This is a genomic window from Thermocrinis sp., assembly GCF_036781485.1.
In the GTDB taxonomy this organism is placed as follows: Bacteria; Aquificota; Aquificia; order Aquificales; family Aquificaceae; genus Thermocrinis.
Genome location: NZ_DAIQAX010000011.1, coordinates 4,439 through 25,755, shown reverse-complemented (window position 1 = coordinate 25,755; position 21,317 = coordinate 4,439). Strand labels below are relative to the sequence as shown.

21 protein-coding genes, 1 tRNA gene and 1 pseudogene are annotated in these 21,317 nt (G+C 41.5%); 7 read left to right on the top strand and 16 right to left on the bottom strand.

Translation table 11 applies throughout. The features are described from left to right. Positions 1-13: 13 nt before the first annotated feature. A complete protein-coding gene (gene ahcY / locus V7P40_RS06565) occupies positions 14-1,270 on the top strand; it encodes an adenosylhomocysteinase (RefSeq protein WP_333785175.1) in 1,257 nt (418 codons plus the stop codon). A gap of 70 nt (positions 1,271-1,340) precedes the next feature. Here ahcY and feoB read toward each other — a convergent pair whose 3' ends face one another. From feoB to serS, 6 genes are all read right to left on the bottom strand, one after another. Continuing rightward, positions 1,341-3,341, bottom strand: coding sequence for a ferrous iron transport protein B (feoB, locus tag V7P40_RS06560; protein WP_333785174.1), 2,001 nt, complete (start codon positions 3,339-3,341; stop codon positions 1,341-1,343). Continuing rightward, positions 3,338-3,547 carry a FeoA family protein gene (locus tag V7P40_RS06555; protein ID WP_333785173.1) on the bottom strand — a complete coding sequence of 70 codons (210 nt, stop codon included), beginning with the start codon at positions 3,545-3,547 and terminating at the stop codon, positions 3,338-3,340. The genes feoB and V7P40_RS06555 overlap by 4 nt, the downstream gene beginning before the upstream one ends. A 12-nt stretch (positions 3,548-3,559) precedes the next feature. Next, the gene (locus V7P40_RS06550; protein WP_333785172.1) at positions 3,560-4,225 is read right to left on the bottom strand and encodes a hypothetical protein; all 666 of its coding nucleotides are present in this window, start codon (positions 4,223-4,225) and stop codon (positions 3,560-3,562) included. A gap of 72 nt (positions 4,226-4,297) precedes the next feature. Further along, positions 4,298-5,266: a quinolinate synthase NadA gene (nadA, locus tag V7P40_RS06545; protein WP_333785171.1), complete on the bottom strand. Its 969-nt coding sequence runs from the start codon at positions 5,264-5,266 to the stop codon at positions 4,298-4,300. Positions 5,267-5,389: 123 nt separating this feature from the next. After that, positions 5,390-5,923: a flavin reductase family protein gene (locus tag V7P40_RS06540; protein ID WP_333785170.1), complete on the bottom strand. Its 534-nt coding sequence runs from the start codon at positions 5,921-5,923 to the stop codon at positions 5,390-5,392. Next, positions 5,913-7,193, bottom strand: a complete 1,281-nt coding sequence (gene serS / locus V7P40_RS06535; RefSeq protein ID WP_333785169.1) for a serine--tRNA ligase — start codon at positions 7,191-7,193, stop codon at positions 5,913-5,915. Before serS ends, V7P40_RS06540 begins: the two co-directional genes overlap by 11 nt. Before the next feature lie 26 nt (positions 7,194-7,219). Here serS and hisB point away from each other — a divergent pair, with 26 nt between their 5' ends. Continuing rightward, positions 7,220-7,798, top strand: a complete 579-nt coding sequence (gene hisB / locus V7P40_RS06530) for an imidazoleglycerol-phosphate dehydratase HisB (protein WP_333785168.1) — start codon at positions 7,220-7,222, stop codon at positions 7,796-7,798. On the opposite strand, the gene V7P40_RS06525 is transcribed toward hisB, so the two are convergent. The 3 genes from V7P40_RS06525 to argS are packed head-to-tail and all read right to left on the bottom strand — an operon-like array spanning position 7,799 to position 11,169. After that, complete coding sequence (locus tag V7P40_RS06525; protein ID WP_333785167.1) at positions 7,799-8,941, bottom strand: tetratricopeptide repeat protein; 1,143 nt, start codon at positions 8,939-8,941, stop codon at positions 7,799-7,801. Beyond that, the gene (locus V7P40_RS06520) at positions 8,938-9,501 is read right to left on the bottom strand and encodes an SPOR domain-containing protein (RefSeq protein WP_333785166.1); all 564 of its coding nucleotides are present in this window, start codon (positions 9,499-9,501) and stop codon (positions 8,938-8,940) included. Before V7P40_RS06520 ends, V7P40_RS06525 begins: the two co-directional genes overlap by 4 nt. Positions 9,502-9,513: 12 nt before the next feature. After that, entirely contained in the window at positions 9,514-11,169 is a 1,656-nt protein-coding gene (argS, locus tag V7P40_RS06515; RefSeq protein ID WP_333785165.1) for an arginine--tRNA ligase, read from the bottom strand. Positions 11,170-11,193: 24 nt separating this feature from the next. Between argS and purD the strand changes: the two genes are divergently transcribed. Next, complete coding sequence (purD, locus tag V7P40_RS06510) at positions 11,194-12,459, top strand: phosphoribosylamine--glycine ligase (protein WP_333785164.1); 1,266 nt, start codon at positions 11,194-11,196, stop codon at positions 12,457-12,459. On the opposite strand, the gene V7P40_RS06505 is transcribed toward purD, so the two are convergent. After that, on the bottom strand, positions 12,440-13,300 hold the full coding sequence (locus tag V7P40_RS06505) for an NAD(P)-dependent oxidoreductase (RefSeq protein ID WP_333785163.1): 861 nt from the start codon (positions 13,298-13,300) through the stop codon (positions 12,440-12,442). The genes purD and V7P40_RS06505 overlap by 20 nt on opposite strands. Positions 13,301-13,326: 26 nt before the next feature. Here V7P40_RS06505 and V7P40_RS06500 point away from each other — a divergent pair, with 26 nt between their 5' ends. Together V7P40_RS06500 and uppP are read left to right on the top strand one after the other, a co-directional pair. Beyond that, on the top strand, positions 13,327-14,052 hold the full coding sequence (locus tag V7P40_RS06500; RefSeq protein WP_333785162.1) for a DUF3108 domain-containing protein: 726 nt from the start codon (positions 13,327-13,329) through the stop codon (positions 14,050-14,052). Continuing rightward, positions 14,049-14,819 carry an undecaprenyl-diphosphatase UppP gene (gene uppP, locus V7P40_RS06495; RefSeq protein ID WP_333785161.1) on the top strand — a complete coding sequence of 257 codons (771 nt, stop codon included), beginning with the start codon at positions 14,049-14,051 and terminating at the stop codon, positions 14,817-14,819. Before V7P40_RS06500 ends, uppP begins: the two co-directional genes overlap by 4 nt. Here uppP and V7P40_RS06490 read toward each other — a convergent pair. From V7P40_RS06490 to V7P40_RS06475, 4 genes are all read right to left on the bottom strand, one after another. After that, complete coding sequence (locus V7P40_RS06490; protein WP_333785160.1) at positions 14,781-15,320, bottom strand: hypothetical protein; 540 nt, start codon at positions 15,318-15,320, stop codon at positions 14,781-14,783. The two genes, uppP and V7P40_RS06490, sit on opposite strands and share 39 nt — an antisense overlap. A gap of 9 nt (positions 15,321-15,329) precedes the next feature. Beyond that, positions 15,330-15,402, bottom strand: a tRNA-Lys gene (locus V7P40_RS06485). Continuing rightward, positions 15,365-16,312, bottom strand: coding sequence for a tetraacyldisaccharide 4'-kinase (gene lpxK / locus V7P40_RS06480; protein WP_333785198.1), 948 nt, complete (start codon positions 16,310-16,312; stop codon positions 15,365-15,367). The genes V7P40_RS06485 and lpxK overlap by 38 nt, the downstream gene beginning before the upstream one ends. Beyond that, a complete protein-coding gene (locus V7P40_RS06475; RefSeq protein ID WP_333785159.1) occupies positions 16,309-17,271 on the bottom strand; it encodes a flippase-like domain-containing protein in 963 nt (320 codons plus the stop codon). The genes lpxK and V7P40_RS06475 overlap by 4 nt, the downstream gene beginning before the upstream one ends. 23 nt (positions 17,272-17,294) lie before the next feature. Between V7P40_RS06475 and thyX the strand changes: the two genes are divergently transcribed. Together thyX and thrB are read left to right on the top strand one after the other, a co-directional pair. Then, positions 17,295-18,224 (top strand): FAD-dependent thymidylate synthase, encoded by a 930-nt coding sequence (gene thyX, locus V7P40_RS06470; protein WP_333785158.1) that lies wholly within the window; start codon positions 17,295-17,297, stop codon positions 18,222-18,224. Next, the gene (gene thrB / locus V7P40_RS06465) at positions 18,200-19,108 is read left to right on the top strand and encodes a homoserine kinase (RefSeq protein ID WP_333785157.1); all 909 of its coding nucleotides are present in this window, start codon (positions 18,200-18,202) and stop codon (positions 19,106-19,108) included. The genes thyX and thrB overlap by 25 nt, the downstream gene beginning before the upstream one ends. Here the strand turns inward: thrB and V7P40_RS06460 are convergent. Both V7P40_RS06460 and V7P40_RS06455 read right to left on the bottom strand, forming a co-directional pair. Next, the gene (locus V7P40_RS06460) at positions 19,089-21,080 is read right to left on the bottom strand and encodes a primosomal protein N' (RefSeq protein ID WP_333785156.1); all 1,992 of its coding nucleotides are present in this window, start codon (positions 21,078-21,080) and stop codon (positions 19,089-19,091) included. The genes thrB and V7P40_RS06460 overlap by 20 nt on opposite strands. Positions 21,081-21,102: 22 nt before the next feature. Next, a pseudogene (locus V7P40_RS06455) lies at positions 21,103-21,317 on the bottom strand (hypothetical protein); the annotation flags it as partial.

The following is a 21,317-nucleotide window of genomic DNA, read 5'->3' as shown; positions in this document are numbered from 1 at the left end:
AACTATTGAGACTATGGAATACCACATAAAAGACCTGAGCTTGGCGGAGGAAGGGAAAAACCGCATAGAGTGGGCAGAAAGGGATATGCCCGTCTTGAGAAGCATAAGAGAAAGGTTCTCAAAAGAAAAGCCTTTAAAGGGGCTTAAAATCTCCGCTTGCTTGCACGTAACCACAGAAACCGCAAACCTCATGCTAACCTTAAAAGAAGGTGGAGCAGAGGTTTTTTTAACTGCGTCCAATCCACTTTCCACTCAAGATGACGTTGCCGCTGCCCTGGTTGAATACTATCAAATCCCGGTTTTTGCCATAAAAGGGGAGGACACAGAAACCTACTACTCACACCTAAGGGCTGTTATAGAAAAGGGTCCAGATATTGTCATAGACGATGGGGCAGACCTTATATCCACCTTGCACAAAGAGTATCCAGAGCTTTCAAAGAAGGTTTTGGGTGGTATGGAAGAGACCACCACGGGGGTTATAAGGCTTAGGGCTATGGCACAGAAGGGAATTCTAAACTTTCCCATCATAGCGGTAAATGACGCATACACAAAACACATGTTTGATAACAGATACGGCACTGGCCAATCTACCATAGACGGCATACTTAGGGCTACCAACAGGTTGTTGGCGGGTTCCTACTTTGTGGTGGCAGGATACGGATGGTGTGGAAAGGGTGTTGCCCAAAGGGCAAGGGGAATGGGAGCTCAGGTAATAGTTACGGAGGTGGATCCCATAAAGGCACTTGAAGCAAAGATGGACGGCTTTTTGGTGATGCCGATGCTTGAAGCTGCAAAACTTGGGGACTTTTTTGTTACTGTCACAGGAAACACATCTGTTATAAGAAAGGAGCACTTTGAAGTTATGAAAGATGGTGCCATTATATCCAACGCAGGACACTTTGACGTGGAAATAGACAAAAAAGCCTTGGAAGAGCTCTCGGTTTCCAAAAGGGAAGTCAGAAGGTTTGTGGAAGAATACACCCTACGGGACGGAAGGAGGATCTACCTTTTGGCTCAAGGAAGGCTTGTAAATCTCGCTTCTGCAGAAGGGCACCCTGCATCCGTTATGGACATGTCCTTTGCCAATCAAGCCCTTTCCGTAGAATACATAGCAAAGAATCATCAGCGTTTAGAAAATAAGGTATATAAGGTTCCCGATGAAATAGACAGAATAGTAGCGTCTTTGAAGCTAAGTAGTATGGGAGTAGAAATAGACCAACTAACCCAAGAGCAGATAAACTATCTTTCATCTTGGGAGCTTGGTACCTAAGTTTAACCGCAACAGTCCTTTTTGTTCCTTTTGAACCAAAGGAAAAGCAAAGGTAGAGCAAAAAGAGGGATCAGAACAAACTCCATAGCTTGTAAGCGATTACACCAACCAACCAAGCTAACACAAAGCTGTATGCTAAAAATGCAATGGCAAACTTTGTGCCAGCTTCTTTCTGAAGCACCGCCACTGTGCCGAGGCAAGAGGTGTAAAGAAGGATAAACAGCATAAAGGAGAAGGCTTGAGCTGGGCTCAAGGAGTTTTTTACCGTTTCCCTTAAAGCAGATTGCTCTTCCTCTAACTCAAAGGCTTTTGGTAATGGGTTGATGGTGTTAAAAAGAGAATCCTTGAAGGCTTTTCCAAAAGCCATTGCCTGTTCAATCAGGGCTTGTTTTATCTCAAAGTCTTTCCCTTCCTCCTCCTGCTCCACCGCATAGATGGTTGCCATAGAACTTAAAACTATCTCCCTTGCCAAGAAAGCTGGTATTAAAGATGTGGTAATTTGCCAGTCTTCTAAACCCATAGGTTTAAACACTGGCACCAAGATCCTTCCCACATAACCTGCAAAGCTGTCCTTTGGATTGCTAACTCCCGGAGGCAAGTTTAGTAGAACCCAAAGTACCACAGAAACTCCAAATATAAGCGTTCCTGCCCTGTATATAAACTGCTTTACGTGAGCCCAGGTTATTCTAAAAACCAGCTTAAAAACAGGTAGTCTGTAAGGTGGGAGCTCAAGTATCATATGTCTGAGTGGATTTTTATAGATGGATTTCTGAAGAACAAAGGAGGTTAAAAAGGCAAAAACTAAACCAAAGATGTAGAGGGAGAAGATAACAAGGGCTGGGTTTGGAAAAAACAGCGTGGCAAAGAAGGAGAAAACCACAAGCCTTGCAGGACAGCTCACAAAAGGTATCATAGCCATGACCAAAAGCTTGTCCCTTTTACTTTCCAAAGCCCTTGTTGCTACGATTGCTGGCACATTGCAACCAAAACCTAAAAGAAGAGGTATAAAGCTTGCGCCGTGTAAACCAAGGCGGTGCATAAAGCTATCCATCAAAAAGGCAACTCTTGGAAGATACCCAGAAAACTCAAGCAGGGAAAGTATAAAGATAATGCTGGCAATCAGGGGTAAAAAGGTTAGAACAAAGCCCACCCCACCAACTACAGCCTCAGACAAAAACCTTGAAAAGATAGATTCACCAAGAAGGTGTTTAATTAATGGAGAAAAGAAACCGTTCATCAAACCGTCCAACCAGTCCATCCATGGAGCAGAAAAATCAAAGGCGATTTTAAAGGTCATAAACATGATAAAAAGAAAGATCAAAACGCCAAACACTGGATGAAGAAGCACCCTATCCAGACTATCTGTAAGCTCAAAGACGTCGTACTTTGTCTTTTTTACCGTGCTGTAATAAAGACCGTGGATGAATGCAAACCTTTCTCTCTTCAGAAGTTTTTCAAACTCCTCGCCGTAAGAGATTAGCGCTTTTCTTATCCTTTCGGATTTTGTGTCTCCCTGCACGCTTGAAAGGAATTTTTCCAAGTCTGGTGAATACTTAACTTCAATCGGTCTGATTTTGCCCTCGTAGGTTTCTACGATCTTCCTAAGAAGTTCGTCCTTACCCTCCCCAGTCCTACCATTGGTTTTTACTATCCTAACTCCCAAAAACTCTTCCATCTTGGATGTATCTACCTCTATCCCAAGCTTTTTTGCTTCGTCCCACATGTTCAAAGCTATGACCATGGGAATCTCCATCTCCAAAAGCTCCACCGTTAGCAAAAGGTCCCTTTCCATGTTGGGGGTTTCTACTACGTTTACCACCACGTCCGGCCTTTGATTTAGTATGTAGTCTCTTGCCAACTGCTCCGCTTCGGAAAAGGGCTCCAAAGTGTAAATCCCTGGTAAATCTACAAGGTGTACTTCGTAGTCTCCGTAGTATGCCTTTCCTTCCTTTTTTTCAACAGTAGTCCCAGCCCAGTTTCCAATCTTTAAGGTGGTGCCAGCAATGTGGTTTAAAAGACTCGTTTTACCTACATTAGGATTACCTACAAGTGCTACGCTTATTCTCTTCATTTAACCTTTATCCTCTTTGCCAGGCTTTTGCTTATGGCTATCTTGGAGTGGTCAAGCTTAACCACAATATTCCTTCCAAGCTTTTGGACAACCTCCAAAACCTTCCCCTCCCTTATACCCATAGCCTCAAGCTTCTTAATAATCTCATCGTTACCTTCGAGTTTTAAAACCTTAACTTTTTTACCCACTTCCACCTGTTCCAGCATATTTTTACCTCCTTATTTAAATCTTATCGTCAAACCTGCCACCGCAGAAGGCTTTTGTCCTGATTCAAAGACCTTTTTTACTCCCAAAGCAAATTCCCAGCTTTTCCCAGACAAAGTCAAACCTCCAATAGCCCCTGTTTGGGAACCTTCAGAGGAGTAAAAACCAGTTAGAATTAAGCCTAACCTTTCCGTGGGCTTCCACTCAGCAGACACGCTCTGAAAAAATTCCCTGTGGCGAAGTTCATAGGAACTTGTAGCGTAAAAAGATAGGTTCTCCACCGATGTTTGCAAAGCAAGGGTAGGACCATACTTAAAATTCTCATCCTTTGTGGGTATCTCAGAGGAAAACTTTAAAGCGACCTTGGATTTTTCTTTTTCAAATACCTTTCCTTTAAGGTCAAGGGAAAGGTTGGATCCCTCAAGCTTTTTCTCGTAGGTAAAGGGGACGTTTAAACCCACATCTACTCTGTCCGTCAATCCATAAGTCAGGTTAAAGGTATATTCTGTTGTCCTTGGTTCTGACCTTAAAAGGTAGTTCTCAGTTTGCAATCCCCCTTTACCTAAGGTTTCTCCATCCTCAAATATTAGTATCTTTTTTCCAGCGTAGGATAGCCCAGGCAAAATTAATAGGGAAACCATAAAAAGCTTAAGCTTAATAGCCAGTTTCCTCCTGCTCAATTTGAAAACAATTTTAATATCCAATTTCAATATTCAATATGATAGAAATCATATTAATAACTGAACTTATTACTAACTTAGCTCAAGCATTCTTTCCAAAGGTCTTTTTGCTTTTTCTATGATGTCCTCTGGAAGGATCACTTCGTTTATCTCTTCCTTTAGGGTTTTATAGACAAGGGGTAAATTTATAGCTTTCATGGTGCAACAATAAACTGTTCCGCAATAATTCATAGACTCTGGGAATATGTATTCTTTGTTTGGGTTTTTCTTCATAAGGGTATGTTTTAGCCCAACTTCTGTGATAACTATAACCTTGTCTGCGTCGCAGGTGGTGGCGTAGTTTATTATCTGGGAGGTTGAGCCTACAAAGTCTGCCATTTCAATAACCTTTTGGTGACACTCTGGATGGACTGCCACTTTAGCATCTGGATATTTTTCTTTTAGCTTTTGTAGCTCCCTTGCGGTAAACTCAAAGTGAGGAGGGCAAAAGCCCTGCCAGATTACAAATTCCTTCTCTGGCACGTGTTTTTTCACCCAATTACCAAGGGCTTGGTCTGGTATGAAGATAATCTTTTTACTTTCCAATTTTTTTACCACCTTTACCGCATTGGCTGATGTTACGCAAACATCAGAAACCGCCTTAACTTCTGCGGTAGTATTTACATAAGCCACTACTTCTGCATCCGGATGTTCCTCTTTTAATTTCAGCACCTGCTTTGCGGTTATCATATCAGCCATAGGACAGCCCGACTCGGGATTGGGATGTAAAACTTTCTTTGTAGGGTTTAGAATTTTGGCAGTTTCGCACATAAACCTAACACCGCAAAAGAGAATAATATCTGCATCTGTCTGGCTCGCCTTCCTGGAAAGTTCCAAAGAGTCTCCCACAAAGTCCGCTATGTCCTGCACTTCAGGCCTTTGGTAGTAATGGGAGAGTATGACAGCATTTTTCTGCTTTGCCAAAGCTCTGATTTCCTCTTGAAGCTCCTTTATCTGCCTATTGTCTAAGCTCTCCTCCTTTGCAAGTTCAAAGGTAATCATAGAAATAAAGTTAAACTTTCATACGTATTTTGTCAGAGTTAAAGTTTGTTTTGTTCTACGGAAAAGACAATTCATAACAAGCTCATGACAGCCTTAGCTTTAACAGCGGTTTAGAAGTACGGTTCAATCACATCTACAAAAACCCTCTCCTATCCTTCCTACCCTCCTAACGCATTCTCTCCTTACCACCAAAAATACCACTTCACCAAATATAACGTCGTAATTAAACAGCTCCATGTGCTTTATAAGCTTGCATTCAAAGCTTGCTGGAGACTCTTTAACTCTCGGTGGCTTTACCTCTTTTGAAGGTTCGGGAGTAAGCCCAGCCAGTTCAAGCTCGCTAACAGAGGGTGGGAACTCTTTTCCTGTGAGTTTTACCTTTTCCAAAAGATTCCATTCTGCAAAATTTACTACAAACTCGCCAACATCTAAAATATTCCTCGCTGTATCCTTTCGTGTTCCATCTTCTCTTTTACTAATAGAAAGCATAATCACGGGCGGTTCGTCGCACACGAGGTTAAAAAAGCTGAAAGGAGCTAAGTTTATAGTCCCGTTTTTATTTATGGTGGATACCCACGCTATGGGCCTTGGTGCAACCCACTCGGTTATAAGTTTGTATAGCTCTTCGGAAGGTAGATTGCTAACTTCAAGCTCCATCTGGTTTTATTACATCCGCCTTAAGGTAGTCTCTAAGAACTTCAGGAATGATCACCGAACCGTCCTTTTGCTGGTAGTTCTCCAGTATGGCTGCGAGAGTTCTTCCCACTGCCAAACCCGAGCCGTTCAGAGTATGGACAAATCTGTTTCTTCCAGAGGAGTCTTTGAACCTTGTATTCATACGTCTTGCCTGAAAGTCGGTGCAGTTGGAGCAGGAGGAGATCTCTCTGTATTTTTTCTGGGACGGAAACCACACCTCTATGTCGTAAGTCTTGGCAGAGGCAAAACCTAAATCTCCCGTGCATAGCATCACAACTCTGTATGGAAGTCCAAGCAGTTTTAAAACTTCTTCCGCATCTGCAGTTAGCTTTTCCAGCTCCTCATCTGACTTCTCTGGATGAACTATCTTCACAAGCTCCACTTTATCAAACTGATGCTGTCTTATTATGCCTCTTATGTCTTTGCCGTAGGCTCCCGCTTCCCTTCTGTAGCAAGGAGTGTAAGCTGTTAGGTATATGGGCAGGTCTTTCTCTTCAAGGATCTGATCTCTAAAGAGATTGGTAAGGGGCACCTCTGCAGTAGGTATTAGGTAAAGGTTATCCCATTCACACTTATAAACATCCTCTTCAAACTTAGGTAGCTGGCCCGTGCCCTGAAGTATTTCTGGCTTTACCAGATGGGGAACCCAAACTTCTTTGTAGCCTCTGCTTGTGTGAAAGTCTAACATAAAGTTTATAAGTGCCCTTTCCAGCTTAGCCCCCCAGCCCCACATAACCGTAAAACGACTCCCAGCCAAATTAGCACCCCGTTCAAAATCCAATATGCCCAGGAGTTCTCCTATCTCGTAGTGAGCCCTTGGTTCAAAGTCAAACTCCCTCGGTGTTCCCCATCTTCTAACTTCTACATTTTCTGACTCGTCCTTTCCAAAGGGAACGCTCTTGTGTGGCAGATTAGGTAAAAAAAGCATAGTATCCCTAAGCTTTCCTTCAACTTCAGAAAGCTCATCCTCAAGCCTTTCTATTTTTTCCCTAATTTCCCTTACTCTTGCTTCAGTGCTTTCCGTATTTTGACCCTGAGACCTTAGCTTTCCTATCTCTTTGCTTAGTCTGTTCCTCTCAGCCCGAAGAGATTCTAACTCTTTTAGAATGTCTCTTCTCTTCCCGTCAAACTCAAGTATTTTATCCACTAACTCTACATAGTCTTCCTTCCTCAATCGCAGTCTGTCTTTGATCAGATCGGGCTGTTTTCTTATAGCCTCTATGTCAAGCATAGAGAAATTTATTATAATAAGCAAAGATGAGGAAATCCAAAATTTTAAGAGAAACCAAAGAAACAACGGTAGAGCTTGAAATTGACTTGGATGGTAGCGGGCTTTTCAAAGTGGATACACCTATAGGTTTTTTAACTCACATGGTAGAATCCTTTGCCAAACACGGAAGATTTGACTTAAACCTAAAAGCCAAAGGAGACATTCACGTATCTTACCACCACACGGTGGAAGACGTGGGGATTACCTTAGGAATGGCAGTGTTTGAAGCCTTGGGAGACAAAAAGGGTATTCAAAGATACGGATACAGCATAATTCCTATGGACGAAGCTCTGGTGCTTTGTAGTATAGACATCTCCGGCAGACCCCTTTTCTTTTACGATGACCTGGGTTTACGAGGGAAGATCACAGACTTTGACTTTGAGTTAATATGGGAGTTTTTTAAAGGCTTCGCCTTAGAATCCAAAAGCACTTTGCATATAAAGGTCCTTTCTGGAAGAATACTTCATCACATAGCGGAAGCTTGCTTTAAGGCCTTTGCTCTGTCTTTAAAACAGGCGGTATCCTTGGTTGGAGGAGAAATCCCCTCCACAAAAGGATGTTTATAGTTATTCCTGAACTATAAAACCGTATATGTTGTAAGTCCTAAGTTTCTCTAGGTGATACTTCGCCTCAGCTCTGTTTTTGAAATTTCCGTAAAGCACTTTGTATATCCCAAGCTGTTCCACAATTACTAAATCCCTAACACCTTTCTCTCTTTCCAATTTTTCTTTCCACGCTTTAGCCCTATCCTCAGAAGAAAAAGCTCCCAATTGTATTCTTATAACCTTTTCTTTGGGCTGGGTGCTCTTATCTGGTGTTTGACTGCCCTGAGGACTTTTGGCAGCCACTGGCTCTTCCTTAGGTATATCCTTTTTCTGAAGATCTTGAGGGTTTTGACTCAAGTCTGGCTTTTCTGTAAGTTCTTCCTGAGCTTTAGCCTTGCTGATCAACCTTTCTTGCTCTTTGATCAAAATTTGGCTAAGCAAATTATAAGCCTGTGTTTTTAAATTTGCCTCTGCTTGTTTGTTCTCTATTATTCTTCTTACGTAAAGCTTAGCATTTTCATAGTCTCCCAGGTAGAACATCAGCCAAGCCATGTTGAGCTCTATTTGCGGATTATTTACACCGTTGCTAACAAGATTTCTATAAACATCCAGAGCGGATCTGTAGTCTCCTATTTCTTGATAGGCATTAGCAAGTTCAAATTGAGCATCTAAAAACATAGGGTTGTAAATAGTTGCTTTTTTTAAGTTCTCAAAGTAAAGAGCTTGGTTTTCTAAAACCTTGTATATTCTTGCCAAATAGTAAAAGGCTACGTGCTTGTTAGGAAAAGCCTCATAGTCAAGAGTTTCCTTAATTTCCTTTAATGCCCTCTCGTAATCTTTCTTCCTAAAGTGGAGTATTCCTAAGTTTAGTTTTGCCTCCGTAAATTTTTTATCAACCTCCAATGCCCTTTTAAAAGCCTTTTCAGCCTTATCGTATTCCATAACCTCCATATAAGCCATTCCTAAGGAGTTCCACACCTTAGGCTCATTAGGAGCCATCTGGGCAGCCAAAAAGAAGTTAGTTATAGCCTCCGAATAGTTCTTTACCAGCAAAGAAGACACGCCCAGGTCATAGTAATACTGCCAACCTTTAACATCTTTTTCCTGCTGGATACTTGCGCATGAAAAAATAAATAGTATGAGAATAGCTGATAAAAGTTTCATCGTATAATTATTGCGTTCCCAAAAGCAGACTTTAGTTTATTCAGCCCCGCTCTAATATTATCTGTTCTCACTTTCACTCTCACCTTGTAAAACTTATCTTCACTTACAATCTCTCCCGAATAGCCCATATTTTCAGCCTTGCTTAACGCCTTCTCTGCGTTTTCTTTATAAATAAAAGCTCCTATTTGTATCACATGCTCCTTTTTTTCTTTTTCCACCTGAACCTTTTGGGCTTTTAAGTTATTTGTTTGCTCAACAGGGGATTGTTTTTGTTTTTTTTCATCCTCCATTTGCTTTTTGCTCTCTTTCTTTTTCTCCTCTTCTATCTTTTTTGCTATTAAATCCTCTTTCTTAGTCTCAACCTTTTGCTCCTCCTGCACGGGAGGTTTTGCTTCTTCAACCTTGGGTTGAGCTTCTTCCGCAGGTTTTGGTTTTGGCTCTACTACAACTGGTGGGAGTTCAGCGGGAGTTTTTTGTTTAAGCCATTGGTTCAAACCTATGGAAAAGAATATCAAAGCCAGGAGAGTTCCTAACAAAATTACTAATCTCTCTTTTTTCATTTTGCCTTCCTTTTACATTCGCTCGGGTGCATTAACTCCTATTAAATTTAAAATAGCCTTCAAAGTAATTTCAACTCCTTTCAGCAGCGCAAGCCTTCCCATCATAACCGACCTATCTTCCACTATTACCCTGTGATGGTTGTAGTAGTTGTGGAAAAGTTTGGATATTTCTAACAGGTCATATACGATTATGTGGGGTGTAAGGTTAAGGGCTGCATCCTTTAAAGTATCCCTAAAAAACAAAGCTTTTTTCATAAGCTCCATACCTTGAGAATCAGTCAACAAACTTATCCACTCTTCCAACTTTTCGTTATCTGGGTCTATTCCAAACCTGTTGCCAACCTCTCTAAACACACCCCTTATCCGAGCGTGGGCATACTGCACATAAAAGACAGGGTTCTCCGCAGTATTGCTCTTTACCAAATCAACATCAAAATCAAGGGGAGTGTCTGAGCGCTTTGTAAGAAAGATAAACCTAACAGCATCCACGCCCACATCATCCAAAAGTTCCTTAAGGGTCACAAACTCTCCAGTCCTCTTAGACATACGGATCTCTTTTCCCTGTGAGAACAGTCTAACCATTTGGACGAACTCCACCTTAAGCCAGCTCTCTGGTATGTCCAAAGCCTTCAAAGCTCCTTTCAGCCTTGGTAGATAACCCCAGTGGTCTGCTCCCCAAAGGTTTATAACCTGCTCAAAACCTCTTTTGTACTTGTAATAGTGATAGGCTATATCTCCAGCAAAGTATGTAGGAGTGCCATCGGACCTTATCAACACCCTATCCTTGTCATCTCCAAAGGTTGAGCTTTTAAACCAAAAAGCACCATCCTGTTGATAAAGGTAGCCCTTATCTTCTAACTTCCGAATAACTTCCTGCAAAAGACCGCTTTTGAGTATTTCCCTTTCGCTTATCCAAGAGTCAAAGACCACACCCATAAGGTTTAGAGTCTCTTTTATGTCTTCTAACATCCGTTTTATCCCATATTCACTCAGAAGCTCTATAGCTTCCTGCTTATCTTTTTTTAGTATCTGCTCTCCATAGAAAGCTTTGGCATCCTTTGCAAGCTCCTTTATGTAATATCCTTTGTATCCTTCTTCTTCAAACATCTTCTTTAATTCCTCGTCTTCTATACCAAACAGCTCGTAGAGCCTGTAAAGTATGGAAAGGCCAAAAAGTTGAGCTTGGTTGCCGGCATCATTTATGTAATACTCCCTTTGCACGTGAAAGCCAAAGGCTTTTAGCAGTCTGCAAAGCACATCCCCTACCACCGCACCCCTGCCGTGTCCAAGATGCAAAGGTCCAGTGGGATTGGCACTAACAAACTCAATCTGCACCTTTTTCCCTCTACCTACGTTTTCAAAGAAGTAAGACTGCCCTGTTTTTAAAAGTTCTCTAAATTTATCTTTTACATAACTCTCGGAGAATCTAAAGTTTATAAAGCCTCTCAAAGGGTAGGATTCAAACTCGTTGCATCTAAGCTCTTGCGCTACCTCCTCTGCGATGGCATTGGGAGGTCTTTTTAGATGCTTTGCCAAGAGAAAGCATGCGTTAGTGGCAAGGTCTCCCAAACTTTTTTCCTTTGGAGCTTCCAGTGTATGGTCTAAACCTTGAATACCGTATTTTTTTGAAAGTAATTCTTGCAATCTTTGGTTTATCAAGTCTTTCATAATATTGTAGTATAATCAATATCCGTGAAGGTTTTGGTAGTAGGAAACGGTTGTAGGGAGCACGCCATAGCTTGGAAAATAGGTCAGAGTCCTCTGGTTAAAGAGGTTTTTGCGGCTAAAGGAAACGCCGGGATTAGTGCAAAGAAGGTAGATATTCATCCGAACGACGTTAAAGCTCTGGCAGATTTTGCTCAGAAAGAGGGTATAGACTTTACCATCGTAGGTCCCGAGGCTCCTCTGGTGGAAGGTATAGTGGATGAGTTTGAGAAAAGGGGCCTTAGAATATTCGGTCCATCGCAGAAAGCGTCCCTCTTAGAAGCCAGTAAGGTATTCGCAAAAGATTTCATGCTAAAGCACGGCATACCCACTGCAAACTTTGAAGTTTTTGACGATCCAGACAAAGCCAAAAGATTTATCAGAGATTTTGGCGCACCTGTGGTTGTTAAAGCGGACGGTCTGGCAAGTGGTAAAGGAGCCATAGTTTGCAAAACGGAGCAAAGCGCAATAGAAGCGGTGGATTTTCTGATGGTAAGAAAAGCTTTGGGAAAAGCTGGGGAAAGGGTTGTGATAGAGGAGTTTTTGGAAGGGGAAGAGGGATCTTACATAGTTATGGTCAATGGGGAAGAGTATATCCCTTTGCCTACTTCTCAGGACCACAAGAGACTCTTGGACTCAGATAAAGGGCCAAACACAGGTGGTATGGGCGCATACTCTCCTAATCCTTTCATTGACGAAAAGACCGAGCAACTAATAAGGAAAGAAATCATAGGAAAAACCCTAAAAGCTCTTGCAAAGGAAGGTATATACTACAGGGGATTTCTATACGCTGGGCTGATGCTAACTTCCGATGGTCCGAAGGTTTTAGAGTTTAACGTAAGGCTTGGAGACCCAGAAGCACAACCTTTGCTTATGAGGATAAAGGGAGATTTCTTTGAAAAGCTTTTGAACTTCTACGAAGGGAAAAGGATAGAGCTGGAGCTGGATGATAGATGGGCTCTGTGTGTAGTTTTGGCAAGTAAAGGTTATCCTGATAACCCAGAGGTTGGCAAGGAAATTAAAGGTTTAGAAGAAGCACAAAAAGAAGGAGCCATTTTATTTCACTGTGGAACCAAGATAGAAAACGGTAAGCTTTTAACCGCAGGGGGTAGAGTTTTAAATGTATGCGCGTGGGGCAAAGACATTAGAGACGCTAAAAACAAAGCCTACAGAGCTGTTGAAAAGCTAAACTTTGAAGGTATGCATTACAGGAAAGATATAGGAGACAGAGCTATCAGGTTTTTGGGACTTTGAAAGCTTTATAAACTGCCGAAAAGTCAAGGCTTGATAGACCCATAGCCTTTGCAAGTCCGTAAGCTTCTTTTATATTCTGTAAGGCAAAGGTAAAGCCTTCCACATCTTTTACAAGGTCTTGGGCGTAGTGAAGGTCTTTGTGTATGAGCTCCACAGAAAAATGAGTGGAAAAATCCTCTTCCAAAATTTTTTGTTTTTTTACATCCAGAATGTAAGACTTTCCTGCACCATTGCTTAGCACATCTATTATAAGCTCCTTGCTAAAGCCTGCCCGCTCTCCTATGGCTATAGCCTCCGCCAAAATTTCCATAAACCCACCCAAAACTATGTTGTTTATGAGTTTAAGCTTTGTTGCGTTACCCGCTTGCCCCACATAGTAGATGTTTTTACAATACTTCTCAAAAAGTGGCTTGTGCTCTCTAAACCTTTCCTCTTCTCCAGCTACAAGTATAGTAAGCTCCCCTTTTTGGGCTGGTATTACACTGCCAAGCACTGGCGCATCCAAGTAGCTGCAGCCAAGCTCTTTTAGCTCTTTGTATGCATTCTGCACGTATGCGTAGTGGTTAGTGGTCATGTCTATTACAGTTTTCCCCTTTAGGTCCCCTTCCACCAATCCGCCTTCTCCAAATATTACCTCTTCGCTTGCTTGAGAGTCAAAGAGAATGACCATTATAGTATTTACCATCTTGGTTAGCATTGCAGGGCTTTCCGCAATTTCCACTCCCAAATCAAGTGCTTTTTCCTTAGTCCTGTTCCAAACTATTAGCTCCACACCTTGAGATATCAATCTTTTGGCTATGGTTTTGCCAAGCACACCCAAACCTATAAATCCTACTCTCATGAAGATTGATTTTAAAATAAGAACCGATGCTTTTCCTTTTGTTGTTTTTACCTTTTAGCATACTTGCCAATGAGCTAACCCTTTGCTATAAAGCTTACTATCTTTTTTTCCCCGTGGCTCGCACTTGCATAACCTACCAACAAGAGGAAGAAAACCTAAGAGTTTCAAGTTGGGCAAGAACGATCAACGTAGGTGGATTAGTAAAAAGAGTCTACAATTACGGCTATGCGGTAATTCACATAAAAAGCTTAACTCCAGATGAGTTTTTCTACCACCAAGAGGAAGGAAACTTTAAAAGAAGACAGCACTATATTTTTGAAAACTCCAAAATTTACGTGAAGGAAATCCACTATGTGGAGCTAACGGAAAAACAAGAAAGAGTAGAAGAGAGAGTCTACGACTATAAAGGTTATGTAGATCCTTACACCGCAAGCTTGATACTGTACAAGAGTGCAATAAAGGAAAAAAGCGGAGCTGTGAAGATGTTTTACGACGACAGAATTTACAACATACCATACACCGTAGTGGGAGAGGAACAAATTTTAGAAGAATACAGAGCTTTGGTTTTAAACGTGCAACCAAATGTAGAGACTAAAGGGATCCTAAAACCAAAAGGCAGGTGGAAGTTGTGGATAGATAAAGAAAAGCTATTTCCTGTAAAGATGGAGCTACTGTTTGTATTAGGAAGCGTAAAGGTAGTCCTGGAGGAGATAAAGGGAGATAAAGAGCTTTTAAAAAGGATACTGTTATGAGCCCGAAGGATGCGATTATTTTAGGCTTTGTTGAAGGATTGACAGAATTTTTGCCCGTGTCTTCCACTGGTCATCTTATACTTACAGCTCACATAATTGGACTATCACACAACGACTTTACCAAAAGTTTTGAGATTTCTATCCAGCTTGGCGCCATAATGGCGGTCTTTTTCCTTTATTTGACAAGATTTTTAACGGACCTTGAAACATGGAAGAGAATAATAGTAGCCTTTCTTCCTACTGGAATCTTTGGATTTTTGCTTTACAAGTTCGTCAAAGGATACCTAATCGGCAACGACCTGGTGGTGGTAATAAATCTCTTCTTAGGTGGTGTGTTTTTGCTTTTTGCAGACAGGTGGTGTGAAAAGTTTTGTCGTATAGAACGAGTTCAAAAGTTACCCCTTGGCAAAGCTTTTATGATTGGTCTTTTTCAGTCTTTGGCTATGGTGCCCGGTGTTTCCCGAAGCGGAGCAACAATAATAGGCGGAATGCTTATGGGACTAAACAGAAAGCAAGCGGCGGAGTTTTCCTTTTTGCTGGCAGTGCCCACCATGCTAACGGCAACAGGCTACGACCTTTACAAATCTTATTCTCAGTTTAGCCTTCAGGAATTTCACCTTTTGGGAATAGGCTTTGCGGTTTCTTTTCTAACCGCCATTTTATCGGTAAAACTTCTTCTGAAATTTGTCTCCGCTTACAACTTTGTGCCCTTTGGTATTTACAGAATCTTAGTCAGTCTCTTGTACTCGTACTTCTTCTTGTTTTAGCTGGATCCATTTTCCGTTAGTTTTAGAATAATAACACTCTGGTTTGCCGATGTCCAGTTTCCTGAATTTTCTTTGTTCTTCAATGTTTTTTAAAAATTCTTTCATGTGTTCTTCTGAGTCAAAGAAAAGGTATTGGTCTTCGCACTTCAACACAAAGTAATCTCTGTTTTCCCTTATCAGCGCCGAACAGAAAGCACAACGCGTGTTTTCTGAAGGCTTAGGCGGTGGGGCACTCTTTTTGTCTTTGTAGGCATAATAGAGCATTCCCATTATAGAACCAATGGCAAAGAGCTCGTATACCACGGCATGAGTAAAGGATAGAATTCCCAGTAGAAAGCTCAGAACAGTGGTAAATATACCACCTACCGTAAGGATGGCGGTTAAGAATATGAACCTTATTCTTGCACCCAAGAATATTAAAGCTACGATGGAAGCTATTCCAACGGCTCTGAGAAGACCTACTAGGATTATAAGAATGTGTGCAAGCTCTTGCTGGTCCATGGCTAAAAGTGGGCTGGGCGGGAGTCGAACCCGCGACCCACGGATTAAGAGTCCGTTGCTCTGCCAGCTGAGCTACCAGCCCTTATATTTTTAATTATAAACTCCAAAAGACCGTCCACTCTAAGGTCAAAGTCAAGGTAGAATAAATTTTCCGAAGGTTCAAGCTTAAAAAAGTCCTTTAAAGTTGTCAAGTAGAGTTTTCCCCTCTCAAGCCTAAAACCCCTGTAGTGGTAATGGTCTGGAAAGCTCAAGAATCTTTCAACTCTTATTCCGAGCTTTACCAAGGTCTGAAAAAACTGCCCGTTGTTTCCCAAACCAGAGAAGGCTACAAAGGTCTTATCCTTGTAATCTACCAACCTACCATCGAAAGAAACTACCCTCCAGTTGATCCTGTAAAGCTTGAAAACCGGCTTTTCTATTCGGAGATTCCATTCCTTTATATCCTGGTAGGAAAGCACTACCGCATCCGCCCTTTTGAGCGCATCCAAAGGCTCTCTCAAACGCCCAAAGGGCAAAAGCCTGTCCCTTAAGTCTGTGTCCTTTAGAAGGACTAAGTCTAAATTCCTTCTTAGCCTTCTGTGCTGAAATCCATCGTCAAGGATTATCAAATCCGCCCCAAGCTCCTTGATAGCAAAGTTTCCCCCTGTGTATCTGTCTTCGCACACCAACACGCTGGAGTTTTTCAAAATCCTTGAGAGCATGTAAGCTTCATCCCCCACTTCTTCCCAACTTGCTTTAACTTCCCCTCTGTAGGATGCCACCAAAAGACCCTTAGTTTCCCTTTTGTATCCCCTCAAAAGCACCGCAACGTGAAATTTATTTGAAAGAGCCTCCGAAATAAACCTTACCAAGCTTGTCTTTCCACTACCACCCACAGAGAGATTCCCCACGCATACCACGGGCGCGTTTAAGGAGTAAGACTTTAAGATCCCCCTATCGTATAGCCAATTTCTGAGCTTTACAGCGTAGTAGTAAGGATTAAAAAAGTTCATTTTAGAAGATAGCCTTTTGAGTCTTTAATAAATAAAAAGAAAAACAGCACACCCCCCACTATAGCGCTTATATACTGAGTTATAAAACGCCAAAGTATGACGAACCCACCCACAGCTGAAAGTGAAAGAAAGCTGGAGAAAACCTCCACACCACCCAGCTCACCCACCCCACTACCACCCGGCGTAGGACTGAAAAATATGGCATACAACAACACTACCTGAGCGTAAAAAGCCTCATAAAAGCTTATGGATTGTTCAAAAGCTTTTATCAGATAAACCCCAGAAAGCACAAAGGAGATGTAAAGAAGCACACTCATTATTGTAGAAAGGATTAAATAAACTTTCTTTTTCCTAAGAAACAGTTTAGTCGCTACCAAAAACCTGTTAAAGGCATACCTTATCCTTAACATCAGACCCGATTTCTTTTCAGCTTTGTTAAAGAATGTCCTCCCAACTATGTAAAATAAAAGGCTGGAAAGACCAAAAACTGCCAAAATTATCAGAAGCTTTACACTTACAGTAGGATTATCGTAAATGTAGTATGCTACAAAAGGAAAGAATAGAACAAAGAAGACCGTTCCCGTTAGCGTTTTCATAGTTACTATGCTCATTACTTTATGAAACCTTGCACCTTTCCTGGAAAGAGTGTATAAAGACATCATCTCCCCACCTACATGGGCAGGAGTAATGGTAGCTCCAAAGGTGTTTATAAAGGACACAACATATCCATACAGGAAGGGATAACGCAGATTCATAGCCCTTGAGAGGATAAACAGTCTAAGGTTATCAAAGGTATGATATAGAAACATGCTGAAGAGGGAGAAAAAAACAAAACGTTTATCCAAGGATAGGAAGACTTCAAATAGATCTTTGCTCAACGTTTTTTTTATAACATAAATAAAGGAAAACGCAAGAATAATCAGCGTTAGGAAAACTCCATACAAAAAGGATCTAAGCATTACCGTATAATATAGTTTAATCCATGAATGTTTTTCTGCTCGGTTCTGATCAGAGAATAGTGCGTGCTGCAAGGGTTTCCTTTGCAAAAGACGAGGAAGTGCAAATAGAAAGGGACATAAAGCTCATAAGATATCTATTAGAAAACAGACACTCTTCACCTTTTGAGCATGTGGTAATTGCCTTTGAGTCTTCGGAAGCATTTTGGCTTGAACTTTTAAGAAAGGTCAAAAATCCCACCTTTCAAGCATACTACGATGGGAGACATGTATGGTTAAACCTTAGAAACCTTATAAATGCAATGGATCACATTCCTGAAAAAGTTGTGGATGTGCTTAGAAAGAGACTCCCTGCAACTTACGCCATGATCAAAGGTGAAGAAGTGAAGGGCTATTCTACAGACAGGGCTTATGCCGAGGAAAAGATTGAAACCTCTTCGGGCTTTGTGGCTTTAATAGACAAGTTAGAGCTGGACAGCCCTATGGACTACTATACATTTTTGGTGGAGTGTCCCATATTTGTTGCAAGGCAGTGGTTCAGGCATAGGTTTGGCTCTTACAACGAAGTAAGCAGAAGGTACGTTAGCTACGAGCCAACCTTCTATATACCAGCCTACCTAAGAAAGCAGGCAAAGCATAACAAGCAAGCAAGCTTAGACCACCCAGTGGAAGAACCCTGGAACTCTCAATTTTTGGAAAAGATAAAATTCTACGTTCAGGAGCTAAATAAGTGCTATCTTGAAATGTTAGAAAAAGACGTGGCAAGAGAAATTGCGAGAGGCATACTACCTCAGCTTATGAAAACCCGCTTCTACTGGACTGTGCCAAGGATATCTTTGGATAACTTCATAAGTCTTCGTACCCATGAATCAGCCCAGAAGGAAATAAGGGAGTTTGCCATAGCTATAAAGGACATGGTAGGATATAAACAATGGGACAAGACTATGCGACTTTAAGAGTGCCTGCCAGCACAAGCAACTTAGGCTCTGGCTTTGACACCTTTGGACTTGCCTTAAGTCTTTACAACTACTTTACAGCTGAGCCTTCAGACAGGTGGTCCTTTGAGATAGAAGGAGAAGGAGAAAATTTACCCAAGGACCAAGAAAATCTATTTGCTAAGGTATACATTAGAGCCTGTCAGGTCTTTGGAGTTAAAGCTTCACCACTGAAAGTTAAAATGATAAACCACATACCTACAGCCAGAGGTTTAGGCTCCTCTGCCACCGCCATAGTCTCCGCTTTGAAGTTTTGGGAGCTCTTTCAGGAAAAGGAGTTAAGCGTTGAAGAAAAACTAAGGATAGCCTTTGAGTTTGAACCCCATCCGGACAACCTACTACCAGCCCTTTTGGGAGGTTTTTTGGTGTGTGCGGTAGACGAAGAAGTTCATTATCAAAAACTTGACTTTCCAGAAGATATACGAATAGTTGTTTGCATACCAGACTTTGAGCTTTCAACCAAGAAGGCAAGGGAAGTTCTAAGGAAGGAAGTTTCTCTAAAAGACGCAATTTACAATCTTCAGAGAGCAAGCCTATTGGTCAGCAGTCTTTGTAAGAGAAACTATCATCTGCTAAAAGAAGCGGTGAAGGACAAACTGCACCAGCCTTACAGAAAGGAGCTAATTCCGGGTTTTAACGATGTATTAGAAAGTGCCTATTCTTCTGGAGCATTGGCGGTGTTCTTAAGCGGTGCCGGTCCTACTGTGGCATCCTTTTGTTTAGATGGAGAAGATAGAGTAGGATCAGCTATGGTATCTACCTTTGAAAAACACGGCATATCTGCGAGCTACATGTCCCTTTCTGTGGATAAAGAAGGTGCAACCTTTACCAAACCTCCAGCTTGATCGGTTTAAGGGCAATAACCTTAGGTAGGATCTCTCTAAGCTGTTTGTGATTTACCTTTACGAAAGCCTCCAATATATTTCCGTAGATCCTTGTTTTGATGTTTGGGATAGATTCTAATGCCTTTGTTCTGTCCTTTGTAAAAACCGCAAGTATGAGCTTTGAGAAGGGCGGAAGGTTCTCTTCCTTTCTTCTCTCCAGTTCTGCTTCCAAAAAATCCTCTCTTAGGTAATTTTCTATGATTTCCTTATCCAAAAAGCTCTGAATGTATAATCGTTCCTTTGCTATAGCCCTTGCCCTATGTATGTATTTCCAAAACTCCTCCTCTGCGTTTATGCTCGGAACAGACAGAATGTTGTCTCCATGAACCAAAAAGACCTTTTTATAAACTCCCGATAAAGAAGGTTTCGTATCAAAGTGTATGTTTTCCCTTAAAAGGCCAGACCTTTCTATCTCTTCCATAACTCTCTCTATGCCAAATCCGTAGTGAATCACACTCCCTCCGCAATGGGTGCACTCAGCAGGCCCTCTCCAATTACATCTCGTGCAATAAAGAGTGTGGGCGTTCTTGCTTAAAGTCAAAAAGGTTCCACACCTTGGACAATCCACCAAAAAACCACACTTTGGACAGTATGCGTAAGAGTAGCCCGTCTTTCTCACCAAAAGCAAGGAATCATCCTCAAGCTCAGAAAGGAGCTCCTGGGAAAGGATTTCTTCTGGTTTTCTATTCAAGAACTTAACCTCTGCAGAATAGCCCAAAGTTTCCATCTCCCACTGACCACCTTTAACCCTTTGGTATGTCTCCACACTAAGAGCACAGGTGTAGTAAAAAAACTGACAACCGTAGTATTTATAAAGCTGAAAGACAAAATTCCTAAGGTCTATGTATCCGTTCATTTTTGTATAGTAGTCATCAAAGAGCACTACGGAATGAAGGTCTTTGAACGGAACCAAAAGCCCCATCCTTCCAGTTAGAACTATCCTGCCCTTTTCCTGAGCCAAAAACCAGTTTTTAATAAACTGCTTTGGACTTTCAAAGGACGATAAAGAAACTACCCTATCTCCAAAGAGAGGCTTTAACTCTCTCAAAAGATAGTTAAGGGTAGGATTGTAAAAGGAGAATATGGCTAAGCTTTTTCCTTCTCTTAGAGCTTCTTCTACCAGCTGAAAAAGGCTTTCTGTGAGCTTTGTAAGGCTTCCAACTACCACCGTAGGCTTTTCCAGTTTTTTTAACAAGAAACCTGCACCCATTCTAAGCTCAGACTTTGGATTTATCGTAAAGTTCTGCATAAGCTCTTTTTCAACTTTTATAAGACCAGAAGAAAGAAGAGCTCTTAAATCTTTAGACGAAAAGCCCTCCTCCCTTAACTCCTCCCTTGAAGCGTAAAGTCTTTCCCTCAAATAAGCCAAAAGTCTTATCCTTTCGGCGTATCTTTTCGTCTTCCTGAGCTTAGATATAGCTACCTCAAAGGGAACGTTTAACTTAAACAGCTCCACTTCCACGTTGGGAGCAGACCAGTCTTTTTTTACCCTCAACAACCCCTTTTTTATAAGCATATTTATCAGCTCACTTCCAAACCTTTTTTTTACTAAATCTTCCTTTACCAACTTCCTATCTGCTACCCAACTAAGAATTTGCCTTGTTTTTTGGTCCAAAGCCTGAAAAGGGTATAGAGAAACTTCAAGAAAGTTCTCTTTTGTCCAATTCCAATGAGAAGGAATGAACTCCCACATCAACTGCCAGGTGGGTAATCCGTATATTAGGGCTAAGTCTTTTATAGCCTCCAAGTTTTTAGGGTCTGTCAGAGGTAGTTTTTCTGGAAAGAGCAAAGGCTCCTCTTTCCCATCCTCCGCCAAACCAACTACTACGCCAGTTCTCCCGTTTATCAATACCCTGTAGCCTATGGGGGAGCCTTCGTAGGGAAAGGAAGCCCTTACCTTCAATATCCTCCCACCGGGTATAGCTATTTTCAAACACGAGAGCATACTCTTAGTTCTATTGTAATATGGGCAAGGTTTTCAAAACTTTCCAATCTTTTTGAGATATCCTTATGCAGGCGTACTTATCGTGATGGATCCTAAGAATGTGTATATCCTTTACTGAACTCTTCCCGTCCTTTTGTACTGTATCCACGATCCTTTTAACTAAGGGGCTATCCATCTCTCCGTCGGTTAAGATTATGGCGCATTCTTTTGCCAGTTTGTAAGCCC